The 255-nt window shown below is 54.5% G+C and carries 1 protein-coding gene; it reads right to left on the reverse strand.

What is annotated here, in order from left to right:
• Positions 1-52 precede the first annotated feature (52 nt).
• A partial coding sequence (locus ABFT80_RS28025) for a cold-shock protein (protein ID WP_347975232.1) occupies positions 53-255 on the reverse strand: 203 nt, incomplete at its 5' end.

Below are 255 nucleotides of genomic sequence, written 5' to 3' on the forward strand. Positions count from 1 at the left end.
TCGAGCTGTCAGTGTGCCAGTACATCCGTGGTCACGCGACGGCTAAAACCAATTAAGCAGCCTGCAGGTTGCAAGCCGACATCTTGCCCGATTTGCTGTCGCGTTCGAGATCGTAGCCAATCTTCTGACCTTCGACGATTTCGCGCATGCCAGCGCGTTCGACGGCCGAGACATGAACGAACGCATCAGCGCCGCCATTATCGGGCTGAATGAAGCCGAAGCCTTTAGTGGAATTGAACCATTTAACTGTGCCAG

The organism is Foliimonas ilicis (genome assembly GCF_039939195.1).
GTDB lineage: Bacteria > Pseudomonadota > Alphaproteobacteria > Rhizobiales > Rhizobiaceae > Foliimonas > Foliimonas ilicis.